Here is a 25,877-nt window from a genome sequence, read left to right as displayed (position 1 = left end):
GGTCTTCACTTTAATTTACATGCCAAAATACTCAAGGAGAATAAGTAATAATGCATAAAATAAAGAAATATGATAGTTTTGCCACTTTAGCAGACGAACTGAAAAATTCCTTAGCGGGACTCGTAGTTTTATCAGGTGGTTCGACTCTCCCCCCACTCATTCAAGGTTTTAATGACCTAGGAGCTCTAAACGGAAAGACGACTTGGACTTGGAATGACGAGCGTTTAGTCGACTATGATGACTCTGGTAGTAACTTTGGTAAAGTGCGTGAACTTTTAGGTAATGAAGACTTAGTGCCTTTACCATTTGCGGACAACGCAGAAATGGCTGCAGGTTATATGCAGTCAGTAAGTGAAGGCGATTTACCGCAAGCTGATTTACTACTTCTCGGATTTGGTGATGATGGTCATATAGCGAGCTTGTTTCCAGGTTCTGATGCTTTAGAAACAGAAGGTAAAGAAGCTGATTGGCTCGTACGTGCTACAGCATCTTACGAACCTAAAGAACGCTGGAGTTGGACTATGAATGCTTTGACAAGTTCAAAGAAAACAGTCGTACTATTCAAGGGCGCATTAGATGGTGCAAAGGGTAAGATTCTTACTGAAGCGTTAGAAGATCCTGCATGCGATTATCCATTAGCACGTTTTTTACGTGCAACTAAAGGTGAAGTAATGGTTTGCCAAGTCGAAGCATAATCTAGACTTAATATCCACATTCACTCAAAAAAGGTCCGTTTTAACGGGCCTTTTTTGTTATTTGCTTTTGATGATGTATTGATTTATATTCTCCGTATTGGAAAGGAGAAAGTTATGGCTCATAACCGTATTAAAGAAAGTTGTTCAGATCAAGCAGTTTATTATCTTGTGACCAATCGAGTCGCTGGTGGACGTATGTTGTTTCGAGATCAGGAGAAATATAAACTCAAAGAATTACTTTTTGCGGGCTATACAAAGCTGAGCTATCAAGTGATCGATTATGTGTTCATGGATAATCATTTTCATCTTTTAATAAAAGTACCACCCACTAAGCAAATGGATGATGTCACATTATTGAATCGTTACAGGAAGTTTAAACAAAACGATGAGATTGAGTTTATAAGTTCAGCACAGCGTGATGAATTTAGAGAGAAAATTCATGATATTTCGTTTATTATAGGAAACTTTGAGCAAAGATTCGTTCAGTGGTTTAATCGAGAACATTCATCTTGGGGCCGCTTGTTTGGTCAGAGGTTTGATTCAGAAATGATTGAGGTTTCACCTCAGTCAGATTCTTTGCTTCGAGTAATGGCTTACATCAGTCTGAATCCAGTGAGAGCAGGGCTTGTCACTGATCCTAAAGATTTCTTTTTCTGTGGGTATGCTGATCGCCTCGCTGGAGGATCTGTTGGAAATTCGGACCATGATTTTTTTGATCTCTTTTGCTATGATATCGAAGCTAAGAGGGTTAGTGATAAGCAAAAGCATTTTAGAGAGGTTTTTAGGGCTTACATGCTTGGCCTACGTCGTTATAAGAATGCTGATTCGCAAACCTTGGTCGAGTTCTTTAGGGAAGTTAATTTATCTGAAGAACTCGCCTGGGATGATCTATTTATTCATAAGTGTAGATTCTTCACAAAATGCCTAGTCATTGGCTCAGAAGCGTACGTCCGGGAGAAATTGGCCAAGTTCTCAGAGAAGATGAAATGGAAAAGAATTCATAAGCCTTATACTGAGAATGAATGGAATGATATTTATTCATTGAAGCCAAGGCGGAAATCGGGCTGAATTTAGCCCTCAAATTAATCCAAAATATTCAATTTAGTCAGGAAGACTTCACAGCCGTCTTGAGACCCTTGCATTGACTTTAGATGTTTTTGTACTCCCTCGGCTAAGTTTTTCCTCGATTTCTGCGCTTTTATTGACAAAAAGATAAAATGAATTTTTATAGATGATTTTGACCACCTAAATACACCCTAAATACAAGAAACGAGATCAGTTATGGAGTTCTATTCGATTAGCCTTTCCCCAAGGCCTGTCCTTTCTTTCTTCATGGAGTTCTATTCGATTAGCCTTTCCCCAAGGCCTGTCCTTTCTTTTTCTTCCCCAAGGCCTGTCCTTTCTTTTTCTTTCTTTTTCTCTACCGCATCTTACGAACCTAAAGAACGCTGGAGTTGGACGATGAATGCTTTGACTAGTTCAAAGAAAACGGTCGTAGTATTCAAAGGTGCATTAGATGGCGCAAAGGGTAAGATCATTACTGAGGCTTTAGAAGATCCCGCATGCGATTATCCCTTAGCACGTTTTTTACGTGCAACTAAAGGTGAAGTAATGGTTTGCCAAGTAGAAGCATAATCTAGACTTAGCATCCATATTCACTCAAAAAAGGTCCGTTTTTACGGGCCTTTTTTAGTTTATTACAAAATATAAGTGATAGTCAATTTAGCATTTATGAATGTGATTCATGGGTGTTTGATTTTCATATATCTATTTGAGGATTGAGATTTTTTAATAAATCATTAGTCCATTTAAGGTTCACTTAATTCACTTGGTGCATTCCCGCCAAAAAAAAAACTTGTTTTTCGTTCGAGAATTAACTTTCTTATACAAAATGGATTAATGAGGAATGATTATGAAGACACTTGATATATCGAGTCAATTAAATTCGGTTGATGATACGGTTGATGCGGGAGCAAAACTTATAGATTCTAATTCGAGATATAAAATTATTCGTTTACTTGCCAAAGGAGGGATGTCTTATGTGTTTCTTGCAAAAGACATTAAGTGCCAAAGATATGTGGCCTTGAAAATGATGAGTCCGGAAAAAGACATAGGGGAGTTGGATAAACAGCGTTTCATAGAAGAGGTTCAAATAACTTCTCAATTAGATCACCCTTCAATTATTTCAATTTACGATTTGTGTCAAGGTAATAATGGGGAGCCATTTTATGCTATGAAGTTAGTTAGGGGAGAAACTCTAGAAGAGATCCTAAATCAAATAGCAGATCATAATCCAAAGTACGTCGATAAGTACCCTCTACATGTTTTATTGCAGATTTTTATAAAAATATGTGACGCTATCACCTACGCAGCATCAAAATATATTGTTCATCGAGACCTAAAACCCGATAATATTATGATTGGTCAATATGGCGAAGTGTATGTAATGGATTGGGGAATAGCCAAAGTATGTACACCTATGGAGACTAAGCAACTTTTAAGGAAGCAGTCGGTTTACGATTTTGAGGATTCATTTGTACACACCCTACGACAGATGGATAATTTTAACTGTAAAACAACTGCCTATGGCCAATTTTTAGGTACTCCAATGTATATGGCTCCTGAGCAGATATGTCTTGATTTTGAAATTGATATGAGAGCAGATATCTATGCACTTGGAGCCATACTGTATAAAATAGTATATTTGTCCGATCCATTTTTGAAAAAATCAACTAAAGGCATTTTTCAAGATAAGATAAATGGGAATACCAAGTACAGAGAAAAATATGTTAACAAGTGGGGTTCAAAAATCTCTTTGGAGTCCATTAGTCCTGTAATTCAGAAAGCAATGCAGGTAAATTTAAATGAAAGATACCAAAGAACAAACGATTTAAAAGAGGACATAGATGCTTGGTTACATGGTTTTGCAACCGTCGCGGAAGAGGCTAGTCAGATTAGGTTAATCAAATTAGTTTTAAGTAGGAATAAGAGCTTAAGCTTGGTGCTTTTTTTATTCTTTGTTTCATTTACATCATTTTGCTATCAAGGGTATTTAAATTTCACGAATACGGTTATAGACAAAGATTCTTTAGCTCATGAATTAGACCTTAAGAATATGAAAAATAAAAAGCAATTATTGGCAAAGTTGAAGTTGGAGAAAGAAGTAAATGAGTACAGGAATCATGTAAAATCGATCAAAGAAAAATTAGATAAAATTGATATAGATAAAAAAAATATAACAGAGATGATCATTCTGACTGAGCAACTTGCGACACTGGATCCATCACCAGAAAACTACAAAAAACTAATCAATCTTTATATTTCAAATAAAGATTATGAATTAGCGAATGAAAGTTTGGTGTATGCTTTAGCTACATTTCCCCAGAATACAGAGCTAGCTAGTTTAATTAAAGAAATTCAATAAGCTTAGTGTAGTTGTTGGCATTGCCGTAAAACTTAAAGTATAAGTATTTGTTGGTTTCAGTTCTTATTAAAGGGGTAGTGAACTTCTTATTTCTATAAAATTTATACGTCATTATTTTTAAGTATGAGCTGTCCTTTAAGTTTGGTTTACATGTTCCTATTCTAAACTTAAAAAATTCGTTCTCATAATTCTATAACAATATTATAACTCTCAATGTTGTTTCAGTTTATTTTGTCTAAATGATGGCAGGCGACTTGGTGATTGTTGTCGATGTTTTTGAGTTCGGGGCGCTCGGTTTTACAGATTTGACTGACGTGAGGGCAGCGACTTGCGAAGGGGCATCCACGAAGGATCTCGGAAGGCGAAGGGATCTCGCTATTATCCACCTGAATTGTGGGTTGCTCTCGTTCTCTCTTGGGATCCGGTAGGGGGTTAGAGGAATTGAGCTTTTGTGTGTAGGGGTGTTTGGCATGAAAGAAAACTTGATCAGCAGGACCGATTTCCATAATTTGTCCTAGATAGAGGACGGTGATGCGGTCGGAAATGTGGCGCACCATGGAAAGGTCATGGGCAATGAAGAGCAGTGTGAGGCCAAAATCATTTTTCAGTTTTTGGAGAAGTTGGATGACTTGAGCTTGCACTGATACATCAAGGGCAGAGATGGGTTCATCACAAATGACAAATTTAGGTTCGACAATAAGAGCGCGTGCAATGCCGATGCGCTGGCGTTGACCACCCGAGAATTCGTGGGGGAAACGCGAGGCATGATCGGGGTGTAGGCCGACTTTGAGTAACCACGCATGAACTTTTTCCTGAATAGTTTTTTTCGCTACTTTTCTAAGGCTTAGTCCCTCGCCAATTATTTCCCCGACAGTCATGCGCGGGTTGAGAGATGAATAAGGATCTTGGAAAATCATTTGGATTTCTTTAGAGAGTCTTAGGAAATCTTTTGCAGAATAATTATCAGGAAGAGTTTCGTCTTTATATTTGATCGATCCCATAGTCTTGGGATGAAGCCCAGCAAGAACTTTACCAAGAGTTGATTTGCCCGAGCCCGACTCACCAACTAAGCCGAGGATCTCATTGGGGTGAATTTCTAGGCTCACTTGATCGAGAGCCTTGATATGGCGACCTTTACTGAGATGGAAATGTTTGGAAACTTGTTTGATTTCGATCATTTGCGCTCTCCGCAAAAAAGTTCAGGGTGAGAGGGGGCTTGGGGGTGTTGAAGCCAACAGCGACTTAAATGCTTTGAGCTAGCTTCAAAAATGAGTGGTGCCTTCTCTAGGCAGACTTTTCGAGCCATGGGACAACGTGCGGCATAAGCACAGGCCTTGGGAGGAGAGAAAAGATCGGGAGGGCTACCATCGATGGGGATAAGCTGAGCCGATTTCCCTTCTTGGGAATTGGGAAGTGCTTGCTTGAGACCCAAAGTGTAGGGGTGAGCCGAGCGATAAAAAATATCATCAACCGAGCCATTTTCGACTATTTGACCCGCATACATGACGGCTACTTGATCGGCCATACGGGCCACGACGCCGAGGTCATGGGTGATGAGGATGAGTGACATCTCGTATTCTTTTTGAAGGTCTTTGAGTAGGGCGAGGATTTGGTCTTGGATAGTCACGTCTAGAGCGGTGGTGGGTTCATCGGCAATGAGTAGTTGTGGTTTACAAGCGATTGCCATGGCGATCATAACGCGTTGAAGCATTCCGCCTGAAAATTCAAAGGGGTACTGATTAAGTCTTTTTGGTGCTTCTCCAATACGAGTTAATTCGAGTAGTTTTAGGCTTTCTTTAAGGGCATCACGCTTGCTCATACCTTTATGAATAATAAGTGACTCAGCAATTTGATCACCGATCTTTTTTGTGGGATTTAAAGAACTCATGGGATCTTGAAAAATCATGGCGATTTGCGAACCTCGCAAAGGGCGCATTTCAGACTCTTTGAGCTTAAGTAAATCATTCCCCTGAAAGTTTGCGGAACCAGAAGAAATACGTCCGGGAGGCATGGGTAGAAGTCCCATTAGAGCTTGGAAGCTCACCGATTTACCACAGCCAGATTCGCCGACCACGGCAAGTGTTTCACCTTTTTGAACCGCGAGGTCGAGCCCACGCACGGCATGAACCGTACCACCATAAGTATCGAACTCGACGTGAAGATTATTGATCTCAAGTATTTTACTCATTCTCTTGACCTCATTTTTGCATCTAATGCATCGCGTAGACCATCCCCTAAGATATTAAAAGCGAGTACGGTAATACTAATGAAAACTGAAGGGACAATGAGCAGGTAGGGGTAAGTGATCATGAGTTTTACACCTTCGTTACACATGGCACCCCAAGAGGTGTCAGGTAGAACGACGCCCATACCGATGAAGGAAAGGAAGGCCTCAGTAAAAATACATGAAGGAATTGCGAAACTTAAACTCACGAGAATGACTCCGAGGGTGTTGGGCAAGAGGTGTCGAAATATGATATATAGAGGACTACCACCTAAAAGGCGCGCAGCTTGAATATAGGGTTCCTCTCTAAGTTGGAGGACTTGGCCCCTGATGAGGCGAGCACTTCCTGGCCAAGAAAGTAAAATCAGCGAGAAGAGTATGATATTGATTGAGTTTTCGGAGGAGTTGCCTGCGGCGACTTTGAAGAGAATCATAAAGAGGAGGAAGGGCAGTGCAATGACGAAGTCAGTGAATCGCATAATGAGGCTATCTGCCTTGCCACCGAGATAACCAGAAATCCCACCAATAATGATGCCGAGGAAGATATAGATTAGAGGAGCAATAATACCGATGTAAAGTGAGACTTGACCACCTTTCATAATGCGAGCCAGTAGATCGCGTCCCAGGCTATCGGTCCCTAGGGGGTGGGCGTTAAGTACTACGCTATCTCCCACTTCGACATCAAAGCCCAAGCGTTTCGCATCGGATAAACTAAAGGCTTGTTCGACATTGACCTGTAGAGTTTTGTAGCTGTCACTTTCTTTACCATCTTGGTCAATAGCCACAATAGAGTAGTAGTAATCAATTAACTCTAGCTTTAAAGCATCGCGGTATTCGAGTCCACGCACAAGGGCAAGAGGGACACCAAGAGTGCTGCGATCAAGTGGTGGGAGTTCGTTACGGTAAATCTGGAAGGCGTGGGCACCGGGAGGGGCTTGCCAACTTAAGTGTATCTGCACAGTACTTGCGAGGCCGACGGTTACGATGTTTTCTACTGTGGAATTTAATATGCCAGCTTGAGGGACAAAAGTTTGCATTCGGGAATTATCGGGATCTGCAATAACTTTTGCAGTGCGTCCTTCAAAACTCCAGCTGGGAGATTGCAGTGCTTCATTGAGTTGCTGAAGGTTTGGATCCACTCGCCAAACTAAAGGTCCGAGTAAGCAGATGCCAAGCATGATTACTAGGCTTAAGGCCGCGAGCATGGCGCGTTTGTTTTTGACAAATCGTCGCATGGCATCTTGCCAATAAGATTGCGAAGGGCGCATTTTTTCTTCGTGAGCTTCGCTTTTGGGTACAGGACTAAAGTCAAGTTCTGCAATGTCGGGGATTTCAGTAGCTTTTTTCATTTTATTTCTCCACCTGAATACGTGGATCAATAAAGCCGTAAACGATATCGACTGCTAAAACGGTGAGTACGAGAAAGCTACCGTAGAAAACGGTGGTGCCCATAATGACGGTGTAATCATTTTGCTGTACGGCTTGGACAAAAAACTTCCCTAGGCCTGGGATGGTGAAAATTGTTTCGATGACAAAACTACCCGTGGTAATGGCTGCGATTGCTGGGCCAATGATCGTGATGACGGGGAGCACTGCATTGCGAAGCTCATGGCTAAAGAAAATTTGTTTGGGGCTCAAGCCTTTAGCTCGTGCAGTACGGATGTAATCCGAATGAATGACTTCGAGTAGGGAAGATCGCATAATACGCGTTAAAAAGGCCATGGTGCCAAGTCCTAAGATCATGGCGGGGACAATTTGTGAGACAAAGGAATCGGTTCCGCGATAGGGTAAGTTCCAGCCCGTAGCTGCATTGAGTTTGACAATGAGTAACTGAGCACCACTCGCAAAAACAAAAGAGGGGACAGAGATGAAAAGGATGACGAGAACCATACTGGTGTAGTCGGGTAATTTATTGCGATATTTCGCGGCAATCGCACCCCACATGATGGCGCCACTTGTGGCAAAGAAAATAGCTAGGAGTCCAAGTTTAGCGGAAACGGGAAAGTGATTGGCAATGATTTCGTTTACCTTGGTATTACGATTAGTATATGAAAAGCCAAGGTCACCATGGATGAAGGTCTTTTTGAGGAAAATGCCGTATTGAATGAATAAGGGTTTATCAATGCCATATTCTGCTTCCAAAGCTTTACGAGTTTCGGGAGTGATGGCTTTCTCACTGCTCAGTGGATCGCCTGGGACCATGTGCATGGCAAAGAAAGTGGCGGTAGAAATAAAGAGTATGGTGATAATCCCGTGCCAGAGTCGTTTGAGAAGGTATTTTTTCATTCTTCGATCCTAGCGTAAGTGAAGTTGGGGTCGCCACCAGAGATAACCCTGAGCACGTTTTTGAGGCGTGGGTCACTGACGTAAATTCCTCCGCCCTCTAAGACAGGGTGAATGGGACATTCTTCTACCAAGATTTGATGCATTTTTAAAAAGTTATGGCTGCGAACTTTTGGGTCAATGGATTCGTTGGCTTCGGTCACGAGTCGATCGTATTCTGCATTTTTGAATTTACCGCGATTATTATTGTTCCAACTGGTAAATAAATCACCAAAAGTCATGGGATCGTAATAATCGGGGCCCCAGCCGGCGCCGACTAAGTCAAATTCGCCTCGATTAGATTTTTCGATGCGAAGTTTAAAGGTTTGGATATCGAGAGTGAGGTCAATGTTGAGTTTATCTTTTAATTGAAATTGGATGTATTCCGCCATTTTAATTGAGCCAGGAGAATCGGTGACTAAATAATTGAGTTTTATTTGTTCAAGGCCAAGTTCTTTGCGAGCTTCCGCAATGAGCTCTTGCGCTTTTTTATGGTTCTTCACGGTTTTCCGGGAAAGGCGTCCCTGATTTTCAAGAAAAAGTATGTACTATCTCTGTAACCGTATGCCATTCTTTTGATTACTTTGATTTTATTATTCATACCTTCAAGAACACTTGTGTTTAATGGAAACTTAGAGGATGCTAAAATGCCTCGTACGTAGGGTCTTAATTTTCTCGCAAAATTTTCAAGAGGCTTTATTCCTGATTCTTTCACTTGCTTAAACCAATACCTCCAGTTATTAAAGGCTTCTTTAACTGTGGGACAAAACCATATATCTTTTAAGGCCTGCTTCATCATGTAAACAACAGCGAGAGGCTTATTGGCTTGTAGTAATTCTTGAAGTTTAATTTCTTGAGAACCGCGAAGATTAGATTTATTTTTCAGTAATAACCAGCGTCCTTGCTTGACTACTTTTCTCGCTTTTTTGTCCTCTTTCAACTCATTAGCTCGATCTACACGAACTCGATCAATAACTTCACGCCCATATTTTGCTATTACATGAAACAGATCATAAACGACCTCGGCGTGTGGACAGTGTTCTTTCACTTCCAAATCAAAAGATGTATTCATATCCATTGCTACTGCTTCAATATTCTGACAGTACTCACCGAGTTCTTCAAAGAAAGGTCGAATATTTTTCCTGGCCCTCCCTTCTCCAATCCATAGAACCTGCTGTGTATTTGCATCAGCAATCACAGTTGCGTAACGATGACCTTTGTGTAGAGCGAATTCATCCATTACAAGCTGCTTGATTCTACTATAATCTGGCTCTGTAACTTCACGAATTAAACGCCCCTTATCAATATCCTTTACCGTTGTCCAATGTAATCCTAAAAGATTCGAGACATGACTTATGGGAAGAATGCGGCACAAAGCTTCAGTATAATTCTTCAATCGTTTTGTCACCCTAGAATAAGGTGCTAGCCACGGTATGTGCTCAGTTCTTACTCCACATACTAAGCAGTTAACTCTACGTACTTGTATTATTAGATATGTTTTATATTCGAAACATGATAAATCACGTACCTTACGTTCGCTTATATCATGAATAGAATTGCCCATGAGGCCACAACGTCCGCAGCAAGCCGTTTTATGAGGGATAAGCTTAATTCTAAGTTTATCTCTATCTATATAAAAATCTTCAACTGCGAAACCTTGCCAAAAATTTGAAAGGAAGTTATCTGTTAACATAAGTCGTTCTCTTTATTTTGTTTAATTGTGGTAAATCAAACTTAATCATGAGAACGACTTTTTTACTAATTATTGCAAATCACGCAAATCCGTGAAGAACCTTTTTTATAGTCCACTGGATTGGGTACAAAGTTGTACTCGCGGTGCAAGTCACCCTCTGATCCGGGGAGCCATGAGGGGAAGATACTTGGAGCAGTGAGGTTACCGGGAGTACCGAGTACTTTGTTAACCACATCATAGGAGCTGATGACCAAGGAAATGGCTTTGCGTAATTTTTTGTTTTGAGTTAAGCGTCCCTCGCGTTGATTATATTCCACATAGAGAACAAAACCGGATTTATATGTGGACATGGGCAGTCGTTGTTGAAGCGCACTCTTGATGTTGTCGGCATCTAAGGACGCCATGCAGACATCTTTTGAAACAAACATATTGAGAACAGTTTTTGGTTGATCAATGATCGGCATTTTAATCGTGTTGAGCCAAACTTCACCGCTATTCCAGTAGTGAGGATTTTTACTGAGATTGATTTGAGTTTCTTTGGTCCAGCGACTGATAGTGAAAGGCCCATTATAAAGGATTTTTTCTGAATTAGAGGCATACTCGCGGCCAGGAAATTTATTGAAGAAACTTTCTTTGATGGGCATGAAGCTAACAAAAGTGGTTAGGGTGGGGAAGTAGGCACAGGGATAGGCGAATTCGACAATTAAAGTGTGGTCGTCAATGGCTTTGACTCCGAGTTGATCTAAGTCAAGTTCGCCTTTAGCGACTTGCGCAGAGTTTTTAATTGGTGCCATGATAAAATTATATTCATTAGTAGGAGAACTAGCGATTTGCCAAGCAAAGACAAAATCGTGAGCCGTGACGGGGGATCCATCGGACCATGTAGCATTGTGGCGCAATTTAAATTTGGCGGAGTTTTTTTTGATTTCCCAAGATTCTGCGACTCCACCGACGAGTTTTTTATTTTCGTCCATGCGCATGAGGCCTTCAAAAATGTGGGCCTGCACTGTGAAGGCTACGGAAGATACGGGGCCAATACTACTTAGAGTGGGGGGTTCTTGTGAGAGTGAGTAGGCAATGCTACGATTTTGAAAATTAAGTCCTTCACCTTCTTGTTTACAGGAAGAAAATGCTATTGCGAAAAGCGCAAAAGTAAGAAAGCGAAAAAACGACAAGTTGAGTACTCCTAATTGATCTATGTATTTTAACGGAGTTGAGCCTGTATTCAAGTGAGATAATTAGGCAAAGAATGATTATCTAAGTTAATGTTCGATGTATTTACTGAGGGTGAATTATTGAGTTTAAATGAAAAAGTGACTCTATGTTTAGATTAAAGGGCGAGATTGCTTGTAGAAGAGCAAAGGCTTTGTTATTTTGAAGTGATAACTGAGGAGTGATTATGTATAAGTGTCCAGGATGTGATAGCGAAATTAATTTAGACGACGTCAATGTGAGTGCCGATATAGCCTTGTGTAGGGCTTGTGGGCAAACGAATTCTTTTGCCGAGATGAGCGAAGAGTCTCAAGTTGCCGACTTTAAAGATTTACAGATGCCGAAGGGTTTTAGAGTCGAGCCAGATTTTGGGGATGGGAAAAGTTTAGTATACAAAAAGATGAGCCCTATAGCTTTGTTTCTCATCCCCTTTACGGCGGTTTGGGGTGGTTTTTCTATGTGGGGGATTTATGGCACTCAAATCATGAAGGGTGAATTTAACCTGACCATGTCGCTCTTTGGCCTGCCATTTTTATTCGGTACCATATTGTTGAGTTCTATTTGTTTATTTTCGTTATTTGGGAAACGACTTATTACAATGGGAAATGGTCGGGGGACTATATTTTCAGGAGTGGGGCCGATTGGTTGGAAGCGTCGATTTTTATATCAGAAAAGCACGAAAGTAAGCGTGGAGTACTCCGCCGTTAGACAAAATAATCGACCCGTCAAAATTATTTATATTCGCGGTGGTTCTAAAGAGCTTAAATTTGGTTGGGGCTTAAAAAATGAGGCACTCGAATACATTGCAGCCTTTATCAAAAATGAAGCCAATAAAAATTAGGAAAGAAATGAGTAAATACGATAAGATTAATTTGTGGGGTGACTTATGCCCCAACTTACCTAAAAAGGTAACTTTGACTCCCTTTGCTTTAGAAAGTGGCGAAAATTTTGCCGCTGTCTTAGTTTTGCCTGGAGGTGGGTATGGCTTTTGTTCAGAGCAAGAAGGTGATCCGGTTGCTGCGTGGTTTAACAGCATGGGGATTAGTGCCTTTGTATTAGATTATTCGGTGGCGCCTAGCAAATATCCACAAGCCTTAAATGATGCACGTCGTGCTATGCAGTATATACGTGCGCATGCGAAAGAATTTAATATTGACCCCAATAGAGTGGGTGTGATTGGTTTTTCGGCTGGGGGACATTTGGCGGCAAGTTTATCAAATCTACACGCCGAAGGCAATGAGGATGTACAGGATGAATTAGAAAAAGTAAATGCGCGTCCCGATTTATGTATACTTTCTTATCCGGTAATTTCTTGGGGTGAATTTGCGCATTTAGGTTCACAAGAAAATCTTTTAGGTGAAAATCCTACTCCAAGCTTAGTTGATAAAACCTCGCTCGAAAAAGTGGTCAATGCTTTGACGCCACCAACATTTTTATGGCATACAGCGGAAGATGATGCCGTGCCTGTCGAGAATTCATATTTGTATGCAATGGCTCTGCAAAAAGTAAAAATCCCTCATGAATTACATGTGTATCCCGATGGCGCGCATGGTGTAGGCTTAGGTACTATAGATTATCGAAGGGACAGCCATTATAGTCAATGGCGCCACTCCTGTGAGCAATGGCTTTTTAAGTGTGGTTTTTAACTTGTTAATAATTAATGCTTTATAGCTAAAATCGACAAATTTCATAAAAGGCTTGTAAGGAATCCTATTAAATAGGGAATTATCTACAGGTCTTTAAAAATAGATAGGATAGAAACATGAATAAACTTTTACTTTTGCTTTGCTTTTTTGCGAGCCACGCAACATGGGCGCAATTTGGTGCACCCTCGTATGAGGATTTGATTAGTACGGAAATAATTCCTGAGTATAGCTCTTGGGAAAAAGATACTCAGAGAGTTTTGGTAAAAACTACTATCAAGGATGGCTTTAGTTATTACTGGAAAAATGGTGGTGAGAGTGGGGTGCCTTTTGATATAGAGGCAAAGTTGCCTGAAGGAATGGAGTTGATTGATGTTCTTTGGGGCGCGCCAAAATATAAAATGTTCTTTGGTCAAAAAACATTTGCCTACGTAGGGGGTTCATATCATTTGCTTACGATTAAAAAGAACGCGGGTTTAAGTGGCGAACAAAAGATAGAGTTAAATAACTTGTTTCAAGTATGTAATGATGAGAATTGTTTTGCTCCGAAGACGCTAAGTTTCTCGAGTAATTTGTTGCTTGGTTCCGAACAGCCGAACTCTAAATTTACCGAAGCCTTAAAGAAAGCACAGCCTTATTTACCACAAGAAGTAAGTGAAGAATTAGAGGTGACTGTGGCGCGTCAAGCATCAGGTTTTGAACTCAGTTTAAAGAAGTTGAATGCAAATGATAAAGTTTATTTCTTTAATGATTCACAGAATCTAGTGCCTTTTGATCAGCAATGGCAAGACAGTGGATCAAACATAATCGCAAAGCTCGATTTTGCTGAAGGCGCAGAAGCTCAGGATGAAGTCTTGCTAGGGACTTTAGTAATTAAGTCAGACGAAACACAAAAAGCTTATTCGATTGATAGTTCAAAACTATCTAGTGTAGCGCCTTCACAGGCTAGTGCTACTGAAGAAGGGGCAAATGAGGAAGTCCTTGAAGAAGATACGGAAAAAGCCGGTTTCTTTATTACAATAGCTTATATGTTTGTGGGGGGATTGTTACTCAATTTAATGCCTTGTGTTTTCCCTGTTTTAGCTTTAAAAATCCAGAGTTTCCTTAATCAATCAAAAGATGGGAAAGGTAGCGCACTTAGTCATGGCCTAGCGTATTCTGGTGGGGTTATCCTCTCTTTTTGGGTGCTTTCCCTCTTCATTATTATTTTAAAAGCTAAAAACCCTAATTTGACTTGGGGCTTCCAGCTGCAGGATCCAGCATTTTTATTGGGTATGGTTCTGCTTTTATTTGTGATAGCACTGAATTTCTTTGGTGTCTTTGAAATGGGGGTTTCGCTTACGGGCGCAGGTCAAAAGGTTAAGAAAGATGGTCATGGTGGGTCCTTTATGAGCGGTGTGCTTGCCACTGTAGTGGCAACTCCATGTGCAGGGCCTTTTTTAGGGGCGGCCTTGGCAGCTACTTTTGGGATGACAACTTTACCTCTTTTAGTTTCTTTTACTGCTATGGGTTTAGGCCTGAGTTTACCTTATTTAATTCTTGGTTTTAAGCCGGAATTATTAAAGTTTTTACCTAAACCCGGAGCTTGGATGGAGCGCTTTAAGCAATCGATGGGTTTCTTGATGTTGCTGGCGGTGGTTTATTTCTTCTGGTCATTAGCGGCAATGATTGATGTGGATTGGGCTATTCGCGTCATGGCGGCCATGGTAGGATTGGCTTTAGCTCTGTGGATTTATGGCGCTTGGGGAACACCTTGGATGTCAGCCAAAGTTCGCAAGATCGCGATTCTTTTGGCAGTGTTGATTGGCGGTTTTAGTATGGCCTTTGCTTATGACGCGAGTCAGCAGGGTGGAGTTATTTCGACAAAGGCACCTGAAGAAATTGTTTGGAAACCTTATTTAGAGGCAGAGATTCAAAAGTTAGAAGCGGAAGGCAAGCCTTATTTTGTGGACTTTACTGCTAAGTGGTGTGGTATTTGTCAGTGGAATAAAAACACTGCCATTCGTAAGGCGGATACTTACAAAGCTTTTATCGATAAGGGTGTGACTCTCTTTGAGGCCGATATGACGAATGAGTCTCCAGAGCTTTCTGAGGCTATTAAGAAGTACGGTCGTAAAGCAGTGCCAGTGTATGTGCTTTATGATGGTAAGTCAAAATGGCGAGTGTTACCTTCGACTTTAACTCAAGGTTTGTTGATTGAGGAAATTAATTCCATTCCCTAAGTCTTGATAAGACAAAAAAAAGCCCCGCATCAATGATGCGGGGCTTTTTTTATAAAAAGAAAACGCTCTTAAAGAACTGTAAGATTTACAGCTTGAGGACCTTTCTGTCCGTCTTCTACGTCGAATTCTACTTTTTGACCTTCGTCAAGAGTTTTGAAACCTTGACCTTGGATTGCGCTAAAGTGTACAAATACATCTTTGCCACCATCTTGTTCGATAAAGCCGAAGCCTTTCGTTTCGTTAAACCATTTTACACGGCCTTGTACTGTAGACATAAATAATCTCCAATGTTTTAATATTACCACGTGATACTGAGTACCACAACGACTGGAAAGACGCAGAAATTATTTACTTACCAAGAACGGAACGACTTCACTAAAAGTTGTGTTGCTATAAAGTAGATACTGAAATCTTACCTGTCGAAAGATATAGGTTTATTTTTATAATACTTAGTCTAAACCATTAAAATAGTGTTGATTTTTTGCAAGTTTTTTGTGAAAAAGGCTAAAAACCTCTAAAATTTGAAAAAGAAAGGGATGATTAGCGAAGCGCAAGCAATGACAATTAGCGAAAGCGGAAGCCCACTTTTTAAGTAATCAGAGAACTTATAATTCCCTGGAGCATAAACCATCATGTTTGTTTGGTAGCCAATGGGAGTTGCAAAGGAAGCAGACCCAGCAATGGCTAAGCCAATGACAAAGGGGAGCGGAGATACAGTCATGGAATTGGCAACATCCACAACGATAGGGAAAGTTAAGGCTACGGCAGCGGTGTTGGTGATTAGCTCAGTTAAAAACCAAGTTAAGAGGCAGCATAAAAGAAGCGCTAAATGAGGATTGTCGGCCGGGATTAAAAAGGTGAGGCCATGGGCGACTTGGGCTGCTGCACCACTTGTCTCTAGCCCAACCGATAAGCCGAGTGCGGCACCAATAACAACAAGGATGTTGAGATCGACGGATTTTAAGGGGCTAACTTGTAGATTTTTTTCTAGAGCAATCATCAGTAGAGCAGCTGTCAAGGCTGAAGTCATGATGTTGATAAGTCCTAGAGCAGGTAAAGCGGACATGATGAAGGTTATTAAAATAGGATATAGAGGTGGGCGAGGCTTTTTATCTTCGCTCTGTTCGATCTCTGATAAAATTGTAAAGTCAGAGCTGTTTTGCCAGAATTCAACAAAAGTTGGACGAGCGGCAATGAGAAGTGTATCGCCAGTCTTTAGCTTAGTACTAAAGAAGTTTGAGATTTCTTGAGAACCACGATGTAATGAGAGCACGGCCGCCATGTAACGTTGACGGAACCAGATTTGCTCAATACTCTTGCCCATGAGTGCAGAGTTTTGTGGAATCAATAGTTCATATAACTGATATTCTTCACTATCGGCATCTAAATCTACAGGAATCAAACCGGGTATATTTTGCAGTTCTTCCATATGGCTTTTTTCGCCGGAAAAAGTTAAGATGTCACCGCTGAGTAGGATCCAGTTTCTGATGTTTGTGTTAGCTGTGTTGCCTGAAGGTCGGCTGGCACTCATTATTACAAGGCCATCAATTTTTTGTAAGTTTGTTTCTTTAACACGCTTTCCGTCTACGGGGCTCACAGGACTTACTTTCATTTTCATGATGTAAGTGCGGATTTGTTCGCTGTCGTGACTATCATTTTTTGGGAGGAGCTTAATGGCAAAAAAGATAATCCAAATTATGCCTAGGCCGAGGCAAAAGAGTGCGACGGGGGTGAGGGTGAACATTCCAAGGCCTTCTTGTAGAGCAGGAATGTTGGATTGTCGCATTTTTCCGTGGACAATGAGATTTGTGGAAGTACCGATCAGTGTACACATGCCACCGAGGGTGGTAAAAAATACCATTGGTAGGAGGAGGCGAGAAGGGGAGATTTTATGTTGATTGGCCCAGCGTTTGATGGCGGGAATGAACATGGCCACAACAGGGGTGTTATTCATGAAAGCAGATAGTGGAGTGACCGCGCAAGCTATGCGTAGGGCCGCTTTCTTTTCGTTAGTTTCGTTATTTAAAATTTTCTGAGAGGCGTATTCCAGCCACCCACTACAGCGGACGCCTTCAGCAACAACGAAAAGAGCGCCGACTGTTATGAGTGTGGGAGAACTAAAGCCCGAGAGTAATTGTCGGCTGTTTTCTAGGATTTGTTCACTTGTGAGCCCGTGTTCTTTACCGTAGATAACTGAGCCAAGCAGTAGAAATGTAAAGCTCCCGACTGCACAGATAGAGGGTTGAGCAACGTCTTTAAAGATCGAAATGAACATCAAGCCGGTAAGCAGCATGGTGAAAGTGGCAAAAGAAAAAACATCTAAAGTAAACATGGCAATGAGAACCATGCCAGGGATGATTAAGTAGGTGCAAATGCCGTTGGGTTTATTCACTAGTAAGAACCTTGATGCATTGTTGAGTGATGGTCGTGATTTCGGGGAGTTTATTTTTTCCATCTTCTTGACGAGGTGTAATAAACTTAACGCCTAGTGAATCTAGACGCTTCATGGACTCGATGAGGATTTTGTTATGCATGATACCATTCATACAAGGGGAAATTAAGATGGGGGTTTGTTTGAATTCAAGACAGCCTAAAGCGCAAGCCATGGCAGTAGATAATGCACTATCGGCAATTCCTTGGGCCATTTTGTTGATACTGTTATAGCTCGCGGGAGCCATGAGGAAGAGGTCGTAAGCATAGTCGGATTCCAGGTGCTCAGCATCTGCGCTTAGAGATTTGATAACGGCCTTAGTCGAGGTCCAATGGAGGCTCATTTCTGAAACAAAATTCAGGGCGCTTTTGCTGACAAAGACTTGAACTTGAGCACCGTGTTTGCGGAGATCGCGAATGAGGTCGGGACAGCGGTATGCGGCAATACTTCCCGAAATAAACAAAGCAATTGTTTTTCCAGCTAGAGCTTGGCTATCGCTACGTACTGCGTGATCACTGAGCGTGCTTAATGGGGGAGGTGTAAAGTTCCACTCACTCATTTGACTATCCTATTAATTTGGTCTCAATATAAGACCTTGTGCGAAAGTCGCAAGTTTAGCTCGAATGACTAAGAGCTAAATATGAAAGGGCTTTTAAGTGGGAGGTAAAGAAAGTCTTATTTTACGACTGTTGCAGCATCTGTGTTGCCACAGAGGATATTCTTCAGAACGTTTTCTTGATGGAAATCAAAAACAATAATAGGTAAGTTGTTGTCCATGCATAAAGTGAAAGCAGTTGAGTCCATGACTTGAAGTTGCTTACTGAGACAATCTGATCCTTTTGCAAAAGTCCTGAATTAGAGTGATTAAAAAGTTCATCCAGGATAAATCTTAAGATCTCGCTCACATGTATCTCGAAATTGGATACATGTGAGTATAAACAAGCCAAAAATGGACGCAAGTTGATCATGACGTATAGTTTTATGTTAGTTGCTAAATAGTCTTGAAGAGTTGGTTTGCTGTTATTGCAATAATGCCAAACATTAGATGAGTCATGACTTTTGCATGTCCTCGTACTCTGATCATCCTACCACCATAGTTGTCTTTTAAGTTCGAAAAGACTCTTTCAACAGATGACCGCTGTTTGTACCGTTCTTTTTCAGGCGGGTCAAAAATCTTTTTCTCCCCAGTTTTTCTAGGATTGTGATCAATAATAGATTTATGTCCTAAAAGATGGCTGAATTTATGGATAGAAGGTGAATCATAGGCTGCATCCATTAAATCATATAAATTAGTTATGCGTTGTGCGCTAATCTGTGCTAAAGGGATTGCCGCTTGGCTGTCGTGTAAAGACGCTGAACTCAATAGGCCTGCGACTGGTATATCTCCATCAATACAATCTAAGTGAAGCTTGTAGCCTTTCCATGAAACTTTATAACCATTACTGTTTTTCTTTGTCCCTTTATTACAGTGCGTTGGGAGCTCTTTTAAGTTTTCTTCAAGTGACCGGTCGACCTGCTTTTCCACTACGGTTTTTTCTTTAATTCGGATCTCACCTTTTTTAGGCCGCCCTCGTTTCTTAGGGGCTTTAGGCTCAGCCCCTGGTTCAGACATGACTTTTTCTCTAGCTTCAATTGCTGAAGAATCTCTACTAATGTGCGGTACTAAGGTGTCTCCACAATGTTTTACCACTAAGAATTCATGGATTCTTTGGCAGAGCTGAGAGGCGGTGATTTCTGCAAATACTCTAGAAAAAGTACTTTCATGAGGAAGCTGTTTTGCAAATTCCCAACCACATAAACGACGTATCTTTGTACTTGATTTGAGAAAGTCTATAAAAGATCTTGTTGTATCGAAGTTATAAACGGATTTGGCTATGTAAGCTTTCACTATATTAAAATGATCTTTCGGAGGTCGCCCAAATCCACACCATTCAAATTCATGGCTGAACTGATCAAGCTCAGTTATTGTGCAGATGCGAACAAACTCTTTCTCTTTCTTAGTTAATTCTCCGCCTAAAAGTTCTTCTAAGCCTGGAAATAAATACTTTTCTATGGTATCCCATAAGCCGGGTAGATTCATGTTTTTTCTCTTTTTGTTTTGGTAACTATTGAGATAACATGTTTCTACTTTTATTCAGCTTGTTTTATGACTTTTGCAAAAGGCTCTGTATAAGAGATTTCCTTATACTTCACGGCGTCATCAAATTTTGCAGGGTCTTTATCGTAGATACCATCAACTTTAGTAGCTTTTAAGACGACTTCAGCATTGATCTCGTTAGCACGAAGTGCAGCTGTTGTGTCTGTAGAGAAATAAGGACTGCCTGTACCAGCAGCAAAAATCACGACGCGACCTTTTTCGAGGTGCCTTACGGCTTTACGTCGGATGTAGGGTTCGCAAATCTGCTGCATAGCAATGGCAGATTGAACGCGAGTTGGGATGCCGAGACTCTCCAAGCCATCTTGAAGAGCCAGGGCATTGATGCAAGTGGCCATCATTCCCATGTAGTCACCTGTGGTACGATCCATCCCTTTGCGAGAAGCGCTAAGTCCGCGGAAGATATTTCCTCCGCCAATAACTAGAGCAACTTCGACGCCCATATCGACAACTGATTTAATAGCCTCAGACATTTCTTGTACAATGGCAGGGCTGATGCAGTTGTCGTCAGAGCGAAGAACTTCACCGCTAAGTTTGAGTATGATTCGTTTATATACAGGTGACATAGGCAATGATTATTTACCGATCTTGCAGAGTGCGAAACGCTTTACAGTAGCTTTAGGGTAAGCTTGTGTAATAGTGATTTTGTCATCCATGATCCAAGGCTGGTTTACAAGGCAAACTTCCTTGAACCATTTTTGAACTGAACCATTAACGATTTTTTCAGCGATCTCAGCAGGCTTACCTTTTGCTTTTTCAGCAAAGATAGCTTTTTCTTTTTCAACGTCTGTTGCAGGTACTGCAGAGTCGTCAACATAAGAAGGGCTGAATGCAGCGATGTGCATACCGATAGCTTTTAAACCAGCTTCGTCAATTTCGCCTTCAACGTCAACAAGTACACCAATGCGGCCGTTACCGTGGATGTAAGTGTGTAGTTGACCTTCAGTGGTCCAAGACTGAGCTGAAACGATTTGCATGTTTTCGCCGATTGTAGCAATCATTGAGATGAGGTCGTCTTTCTCTTGTGTAGCAATTGCTTCAGTTACGTCGCCGTTAGCGTCGCTAGCAATAGTTTTGTCGAGAAGTGAAGCAGCGTAATCGCGGAAACGGTCAGTGTTACCTACGAAGTCAGTTTCACAAGAAAGTTGTGTGATCGCAGCTTTGTTGCCTTCAACTTTAGCAACAACAATACCTTCGTTAGCTTCGCGACCAGCTTTTTTAACAGCCTTAGCTTGGCCTCTTTTACGGAGGATTTCAACAGCTTTATCGAAGTCGCCTTCGGATTCAGTGAGTGCTTTTTTGCAATCGAGGAGGCCGCAATTAGTAGCTTTGCGGAGAGCAGCGATATCTTTAGCAGAAATAGCCATTTGTTTTTTCCTTAAGTTTTGTTTATGCGACCCGAAGGTCGCAAGGTATCAAAATAATCTTATGCTTTAGCTTCTGGCTCAGCAGCTTCTTCAGCTTTAGCAGGAGCAGCTTCTTCAGCCTTCTCTTCTTTAGCAGGAGCTTTCTTTGCAGCAGCTTTTTTAGCAGGAGCTTTTTTCGCTTTTGGAGCAGCTTCTTCAGCTTTAGCAGGAGCAGCTTCTTCAGCTTTCTCTTCTTTAGCAGGAGCGGCTTTAGCTTCTTCAGCTTTTTTAGCTTTAGCTTCAGCAGCTTTCTTAGCTTTAGCTTCTTTTGCCTTTTCAGCTTTCTCAGCTTTAGCTTTTTCAGCTTTTTCTTTGTCTGCTTTGATTTTTTCAGCTTTTTCAGCTTTAGCTTTTTCAGCTTTGATCTTGTCTTCTTTAGCTTTTTCAGCAGCTTTTGCGTCAGCAATACCTTTACCAGCTACAACTGCAGCACTGAGTTGGTCGAAGATAACTTGTACAGAACGTACAGCATCATCGTTACCAGGGATACCGTGAGTAACAGAGTCAGGGTTAGAGTTTGAGTCGAGGATAGCAACAACTGGAATACCGAGTGAGTGAGCTTCTTTGATGGCAATGTGTTCTTTGTTGATGTCAACAATAACAACTACTGCAGGTGGACGTTGAAGGTCAATGATACCAGAAAGTGAGTTTTCGAGTTTAGTTTTCTCGCGACGAATTTGTGAAGCTTCTTTCTTCTTCATTGCGTCAAGAGTACCGTCCTCTTCCATTTTTGTGTATTTTTTAAGCTTAGCAACACTCTTACGGATAGTAGTAAGGTTAGTAAGAGTACCACCCAGCCAGCGGTATGAGATGTAGTGCATGTTACTAGCTTTTGCAGCTTCTTCTACGATCTCTTGTGATTGGCGCTTAGTCCCAATGAAGAGTACATCGCCGCCATCAGCAACTGTTGAGTAGAGGAATTTACAAGCATTATTAAGAGCAACCATAGTTTTGCTCAGGTCGAAAATGTGGATACCGTTTCTAGAACCGTAAATGTATGGTTTCATTTTTGGATTCCAGCGACGAGTTTGGTGGCCGAAGTGTACGCCGGCTTCAAGTAGGTCAGTAATTTTGATTGACATATCTCTTCCTATTGGTTTTGAATGCTTTAGTTTCGGTAATCAAGCAATCGAGTTTAAGTATTTTTTAGTAGTATTAAATTATTTACTTGCTTTATTTAAAGCGAGATTAAGACGTGATTTCTTGCGATCAGCAGTAGACTTTTTTACAACGCCTTTTTTAGCTGCTCTGTCGTATGCAGAGAAACAAACTTGAAGAGCTTTTTTAGCTTCTTCAGTGTTGCCTTCGCTTAGAAAAGCGTTGAACTTCTTTTCAAAAGTCGTAATAGCGCTTTTGCGAGCCTTGTTGCGGATGCGCTTTTTTTCGTCGGCTCTTATATGTCTTTTCGCAGAAGGTGCGTGTGCCATATTTAAATTCCTAGATTTGTTAATAATTATGCTTGTTCCAATTGCCCGAAGACAAAAGGTCGCGGAAAATAGCGTTTCTTCTATGACTTTCAAGCCTGTCAAATACTTTATTTTTAAGTCTATGTAAATGAAGGTGTTTGCGGGGGATTTTTAGTGGCTTGCCAAAGGACTTTTTATCAAGATCTTTTAAAGAGCTGTTAACTCAATAATATTTGTAACATAAAGCTTAGTATGTTAACTTGATTATAAAAAATAAGTTTAAGGGTAACTATGAAGTTTTTATTCGTTTTATTAAGTAGTGTATTTTCAGCTACGATTTTAGCTGAGCCAACAGTGGCTGAGCAAGCCGAGCTAATATTTAAAGATCGTTGTACGGCTTGTCATTTGGATGATGGCCATGGTTTGAAGTCAATGAAAGTTGCATCTATAGCGGGTTTGCCACGTTGGTATGTGGCTCAGCAATTACGTCATTTCCGTGATGGGAAACGTGGCGCACATGCTTTGGATCTTGAAGGGAAAATGATGCAGAGTATGACTCAGACTCTAGATGATAAGAGTATTGCCTTTTTGGGTAAGCATATTCAAGGTATGAAACCTTTGAAAAATCGTCAGACCTTAAAAGAAGGTGATCATAAGCAAGGTGCAAAAATTTATGCTCGTGACTGCGCTTCTTGCCATGGTGAAAAAGGATTGGGGATTCGCAGTAAGTTAGCTCCACCGCTGAATGTACAAATTGATTGGTACTTGCAAGGGCAGTTTAAGAAGTTTTCTCAGGGTATCCGTTCTCATGGTGAGGGAAAAAATCCCAATGAAAAAGAAATGAAAGATTTACTTGCTTATATAAGCACGCTTAGCAATGAAGTAGAGGAAGATAAAGGCTAGTTCTTAAAACTTTGGAGTTTTACGGAGTCCTTGATTTTTCGTAGAACTCTAGGATTTCTTTAGCGGAAAAAGCTCGTCGATGAATCGAGAGGAAATCTACTTGTCCGGGTGTGTTTCGAATGTCCTGAGAGTTTAGGGGAACCCAATTCATGAGGTCGCACCAGCCAATGTAAGGAGCTTGCAATGGGGTACTACTTATGTTTAATGTCTTATCAATATTTTTACCATTGAGGTAGAGGTGTACTTGCTCATTTACGAGATCAAAGGTAAAGGAAATGAGTAACCATTTCCCCAAGATTTGTTCTGGTTTTAAAAAAGTACTACTATGACCAAAGTTGTCTTTGCTATGGACTTTGAAAAATGAGCCTTTTGCAATGCTCACATATTGCAGTGTGATTTGATGAGGGTGCCATTTTTCACTTAGGAAAATCCCTAGGTGATTGTTGTTTTCATTGAGTTTGTCAAATTTAACCCACATATGATAAGTCATGGCATCAAATTTTTCATTTAGGAAAAATTTAACGCGGTCATTTGGGCTATCAAATTTTAGACTATGTGTACCAGGGAAACGCCCTTGTTCCCAAGAGGCACCAATAATTTTTCCGTGGGCGGGCTCTAATTCACTGCGATGGACTTCTTGGATGAGTTCTTGTGGACTTGCGGAATTAGGGGAGAATTGATAGAGGAAAGCGGTCGAAGGATCGTATTTAAGTTTGTGTAAATACTGACGCCAGGAAGCGAGCTTCTCTGCAGTGGCTTTTTTGACTTGAGCTCTCACTTTATCTGCAGTTTCATACATTTCTTTATCGATAAACTGCCTATCTTTAAGAGAATAATTTTGTCCTGCGTGAATAATTTGAATGAAATCATCTTGAATAAAAGCTAGTTCACCTGTGAAGCAATTACTTGCAGCTATAGAGGAATCAATATGTATGCCAAATTCCGCTCCTTGGTCATTCAGTTTTCCGTACTTGGTGTCGACGCTAAAACCTTTTCTTCCAAAAGCCGATTTAAGATGGATTTTACCAAAATCTAATTGTATGGAACTGCTGTTTATTAATTTGAGTTTTGTAGGAGCTTGGATGCTTATTTCCATGCCGCTACTCATTTGAAGTATTATTTTACCCTTGTTAACTGTAAGCCAACCAGCTTTAAGATCTTGGCCTTCTTTCAGGCGATTGTTATAAGTATTGATACTTGAGCTAATAGTAGCAATATGATGTTCAAAAGGATCGAGTAGTGTGTTTAGTTCATAGCTTTCGTCTGAATGTGGTGTTTCTTTTTTATTAAAAGTTCCTATTAGAAAACCCGTACTCAAAAGGCATAAAATGATGAGGAATTTGAAAAATATTTTCTGATTTTTTTTCTCAGGTTCAGATTCATTTTTTTCCGTTTCTTGAAAACCTAGAGCATGATCACTTATGAGACGGTTTCTAAGTCTTTCATCTAAACTGATGTGTTGATCGCGCATACTAAGGAAAATGAGGCGCAGTTCTTCGCTTTCTTTTAAAATCCTATTGAGTTCACTTTGATCAGTTTCACTTAAGTCATTTTCGTGAACTTTATGCATCAATTCGAAGAGGCGACGTGATTGCTTATTGAGTTTAATTTTATTCATGAGTGCTCTTGATTGCTTCGAACACAGATATGAAGCTTTTGTCTTATTTTTTGAAGAGCTTTACTCAGAGCGTTGGGAGTCGTTTTTTGTTTTTCGGCAAGGTCGTTAATTTTGCCATCTTCGCAATAACGGTATTCAATGAGGCGACGATCCGAGTTGTCGAGCTTGTAAAGGCAGTCATCTAAGGATGCTTTTAGTTCTTCAAGCTGAGAACTATTTTTTAGGGAGGTGTCAGCGAGTTGGTCAATGCAATCGGGATCTAGGAGGAGCTTTTTTGATTTCTCGTGTTTCCGGTAATAATTGCGTATTTCATTATAGGCAAACTTGTAGGCCCAGGGAAGAAAAGCTTGATCGGCCTTGAATTGATCATGTTTTTTCCACAATAACATCGCAGTGCTCTGCATAATGTCTTCGGCATCGGTCGAGTCGAAGACAAGGCGCTGAATATATGAGCGTATTTTGGGCTCATACTTTATGTAGTAGTTCATAAATTCTTCAGAGGGATGCATAGCGGACCTTTTGA

General features: G+C 40.8%; 25 protein-coding genes and 1 pseudogene. 8 read left to right on the top strand and 18 right to left on the bottom strand.

Annotated elements, in window-relative coordinates; all coding sequences use genetic code 11:
- Positions 1-50: 50 nt before the first annotated feature.
- The 4 genes from PQO01_RS00375 (at position 51) to PQO01_RS00360 (ending at position 4,119) form a co-directional block, all read left to right on the top strand.
- Positions 51-695 (top strand): 6-phosphogluconolactonase, encoded by a 645-nt coding sequence (locus tag PQO01_RS00375; protein WP_274312061.1) that lies wholly within the window; start codon positions 51-53, stop codon positions 693-695.
- A gap of 114 nt (positions 696-809) precedes the next feature.
- Complete coding sequence (locus PQO01_RS00370) at positions 810-1,763, top strand: transposase (RefSeq protein WP_274312060.1); 954 nt, start codon at positions 810-812, stop codon at positions 1,761-1,763.
- A gap of 393 nt (positions 1,764-2,156) precedes the next feature.
- A complete protein-coding gene (locus PQO01_RS00365; RefSeq protein ID WP_274312059.1) occupies positions 2,157-2,330 on the top strand; it encodes a hypothetical protein in 174 nt (57 codons plus the stop codon).
- A gap of 277 nt (positions 2,331-2,607) precedes the next feature.
- Positions 2,608-4,119: a serine/threonine-protein kinase gene (locus tag PQO01_RS00360; protein WP_274312058.1), complete on the top strand. Its 1,512-nt coding sequence runs from the start codon at positions 2,608-2,610 to the stop codon at positions 4,117-4,119.
- A 221-nt stretch (positions 4,120-4,340) separates the two neighbouring features.
- On the opposite strand, the gene PQO01_RS00355 is transcribed toward PQO01_RS00360, so the two are convergent.
- The 7 genes from PQO01_RS00355 to PQO01_RS00325 form a co-directional block, all read right to left on the bottom strand.
- A complete protein-coding gene (locus tag PQO01_RS00355) occupies positions 4,341-5,297 on the bottom strand; it encodes an ABC transporter ATP-binding protein (protein ID WP_274312057.1) in 957 nt (318 codons plus the stop codon).
- Positions 5,294-6,307, bottom strand: coding sequence for an ABC transporter ATP-binding protein (locus PQO01_RS00350; RefSeq protein WP_274312056.1), 1,014 nt, complete (start codon positions 6,305-6,307; stop codon positions 5,294-5,296). The genes PQO01_RS00355 and PQO01_RS00350 overlap by 4 nt, the downstream gene beginning before the upstream one ends.
- The gene (locus PQO01_RS00345) at positions 6,304-7,692 is read right to left on the bottom strand and encodes an ABC transporter permease (protein ID WP_274312055.1); all 1,389 of its coding nucleotides are present in this window, start codon (positions 7,690-7,692) and stop codon (positions 6,304-6,306) included. The genes PQO01_RS00350 and PQO01_RS00345 overlap by 4 nt, the downstream gene beginning before the upstream one ends.
- A gap of 1 nt (position 7,693) precedes the next feature.
- Positions 7,694-8,629 carry an ABC transporter permease gene (locus PQO01_RS00340; protein WP_274312054.1) on the bottom strand — a complete coding sequence of 312 codons (936 nt, stop codon included), beginning with the start codon at positions 8,627-8,629 and terminating at the stop codon, positions 7,694-7,696.
- Positions 8,626-9,168, bottom strand: a complete 543-nt coding sequence (locus PQO01_RS00335; protein ID WP_274312053.1) for an ABC transporter substrate-binding protein — start codon at positions 9,166-9,168, stop codon at positions 8,626-8,628. The genes PQO01_RS00340 and PQO01_RS00335 overlap by 4 nt, the downstream gene beginning before the upstream one ends.
- Complete coding sequence (locus tag PQO01_RS00330) at positions 9,165-10,358, bottom strand: ISL3 family transposase (protein ID WP_274312052.1); 1,194 nt, start codon at positions 10,356-10,358, stop codon at positions 9,165-9,167. The genes PQO01_RS00335 and PQO01_RS00330 overlap by 4 nt, the downstream gene beginning before the upstream one ends.
- 65 nt (positions 10,359-10,423) lie before the next feature.
- Positions 10,424-11,533 (bottom strand): peptide ABC transporter substrate-binding protein, encoded by a 1,110-nt coding sequence (locus PQO01_RS00325; RefSeq protein WP_274312051.1) that lies wholly within the window; start codon positions 11,531-11,533, stop codon positions 10,424-10,426.
- 224 nt (positions 11,534-11,757) lie between these two features.
- On the opposite strand from PQO01_RS00325, the gene PQO01_RS00320 reads away from it, so the two are divergent.
- The 3 genes from PQO01_RS00320 (at position 11,758) to PQO01_RS00310 (ending at position 15,435) form a co-directional block, all read left to right on the top strand.
- A complete protein-coding gene (locus PQO01_RS00320) occupies positions 11,758-12,411 on the top strand; it encodes a hypothetical protein (RefSeq protein ID WP_274312050.1) in 654 nt (217 codons plus the stop codon).
- A gap of 7 nt (positions 12,412-12,418) precedes the next feature.
- Entirely contained in the window at positions 12,419-13,216 is a 798-nt protein-coding gene (locus PQO01_RS00315) for an alpha/beta hydrolase (RefSeq protein ID WP_274312049.1), read from the top strand.
- 116 nt (positions 13,217-13,332) lie between these two features.
- Entirely contained in the window at positions 13,333-15,435 is a 2,103-nt protein-coding gene (locus PQO01_RS00310; RefSeq protein ID WP_274312048.1) for a protein-disulfide reductase DsbD family protein, read from the top strand.
- Positions 15,436-15,503: 68 nt separating this feature from the next.
- Here PQO01_RS00310 and cspE read toward each other — a convergent pair whose 3' ends face one another.
- From cspE to rpsT, 9 genes and pseudogenes are all read right to left on the bottom strand, one after another.
- On the bottom strand, positions 15,504-15,710 hold the full coding sequence (gene cspE / locus PQO01_RS00305) for a transcription antiterminator/RNA stability regulator CspE (protein ID WP_274312047.1): 207 nt from the start codon (positions 15,708-15,710) through the stop codon (positions 15,504-15,506).
- 239 nt (positions 15,711-15,949) lie between these two features.
- Positions 15,950-17,827: an SLC13 family permease gene (locus PQO01_RS00300; RefSeq protein ID WP_274312046.1), complete on the bottom strand. Its 1,878-nt coding sequence runs from the start codon at positions 17,825-17,827 to the stop codon at positions 15,950-15,952.
- Positions 17,820-18,425 (bottom strand): flavoprotein, encoded by a 606-nt coding sequence (locus PQO01_RS00295; protein WP_274312045.1) that lies wholly within the window; start codon positions 18,423-18,425, stop codon positions 17,820-17,822. Before PQO01_RS00295 ends, PQO01_RS00300 begins: the two co-directional genes overlap by 8 nt.
- A 116-nt stretch (positions 18,426-18,541) precedes the next feature.
- Positions 18,542-18,670 (bottom strand): hypothetical protein, encoded by a 129-nt coding sequence (locus PQO01_RS00290; RefSeq protein ID WP_274312044.1) that lies wholly within the window; start codon positions 18,668-18,670, stop codon positions 18,542-18,544.
- Positions 18,671-18,857: 187 nt separating this feature from the next.
- A complete protein-coding gene (locus PQO01_RS00285) occupies positions 18,858-19,946 on the bottom strand; it encodes a transposase (protein ID WP_274312032.1) in 1,089 nt (362 codons plus the stop codon).
- A 62-nt stretch (positions 19,947-20,008) separates the two neighbouring features.
- Positions 20,009-20,587 (bottom strand): annotated as a pseudogene (gene pyrH, locus PQO01_RS00280) (UMP kinase); the annotation flags it as partial.
- Between the two features lie 9 nt (positions 20,588-20,596).
- A complete protein-coding gene (tsf, locus tag PQO01_RS00275; protein WP_274312042.1) occupies positions 20,597-21,388 on the bottom strand; it encodes a translation elongation factor Ts in 792 nt (263 codons plus the stop codon).
- A 59-nt stretch (positions 21,389-21,447) separates the two neighbouring features.
- Positions 21,448-22,509, bottom strand: coding sequence for a 30S ribosomal protein S2 (gene rpsB / locus PQO01_RS00270; protein ID WP_274312041.1), 1,062 nt, complete (start codon positions 22,507-22,509; stop codon positions 21,448-21,450).
- 78 nt (positions 22,510-22,587) lie between these two features.
- The gene (rpsT, locus tag PQO01_RS00265) at positions 22,588-22,854 is read right to left on the bottom strand and encodes a 30S ribosomal protein S20 (protein WP_274312040.1); all 267 of its coding nucleotides are present in this window, start codon (positions 22,852-22,854) and stop codon (positions 22,588-22,590) included.
- A 270-nt stretch (positions 22,855-23,124) separates the two neighbouring features.
- Between rpsT and PQO01_RS00260 the strand changes: the two genes are divergently transcribed.
- A complete protein-coding gene (locus PQO01_RS00260; protein WP_274312039.1) occupies positions 23,125-23,736 on the top strand; it encodes a c-type cytochrome in 612 nt (203 codons plus the stop codon).
- Between the two features lie 19 nt (positions 23,737-23,755).
- On the opposite strand, the gene PQO01_RS00255 is transcribed toward PQO01_RS00260, so the two are convergent.
- Complete coding sequence (locus PQO01_RS00255) at positions 23,756-25,354, bottom strand: LamG-like jellyroll fold domain-containing protein (RefSeq protein ID WP_274312038.1); 1,599 nt, start codon at positions 25,352-25,354, stop codon at positions 23,756-23,758.
- Positions 25,351-25,842 (bottom strand): sigma-70 family RNA polymerase sigma factor, encoded by a 492-nt coding sequence (locus PQO01_RS00250; protein WP_274312037.1) that lies wholly within the window; start codon positions 25,840-25,842, stop codon positions 25,351-25,353. The genes PQO01_RS00255 and PQO01_RS00250 overlap by 4 nt, the downstream gene beginning before the upstream one ends.
- Positions 25,843-25,877 lie beyond the last annotated feature (35 nt).

This window comes from Lentisphaera marina (genome assembly GCF_028745505.1).
Lineage (GTDB): Bacteria > Verrucomicrobiota > Lentisphaeria > Lentisphaerales > Lentisphaeraceae > Lentisphaera > Lentisphaera marina.
Note: the sequence above shows the minus strand (reverse complement) of the source record. Positions and strands in the feature narration are given on the sequence as shown.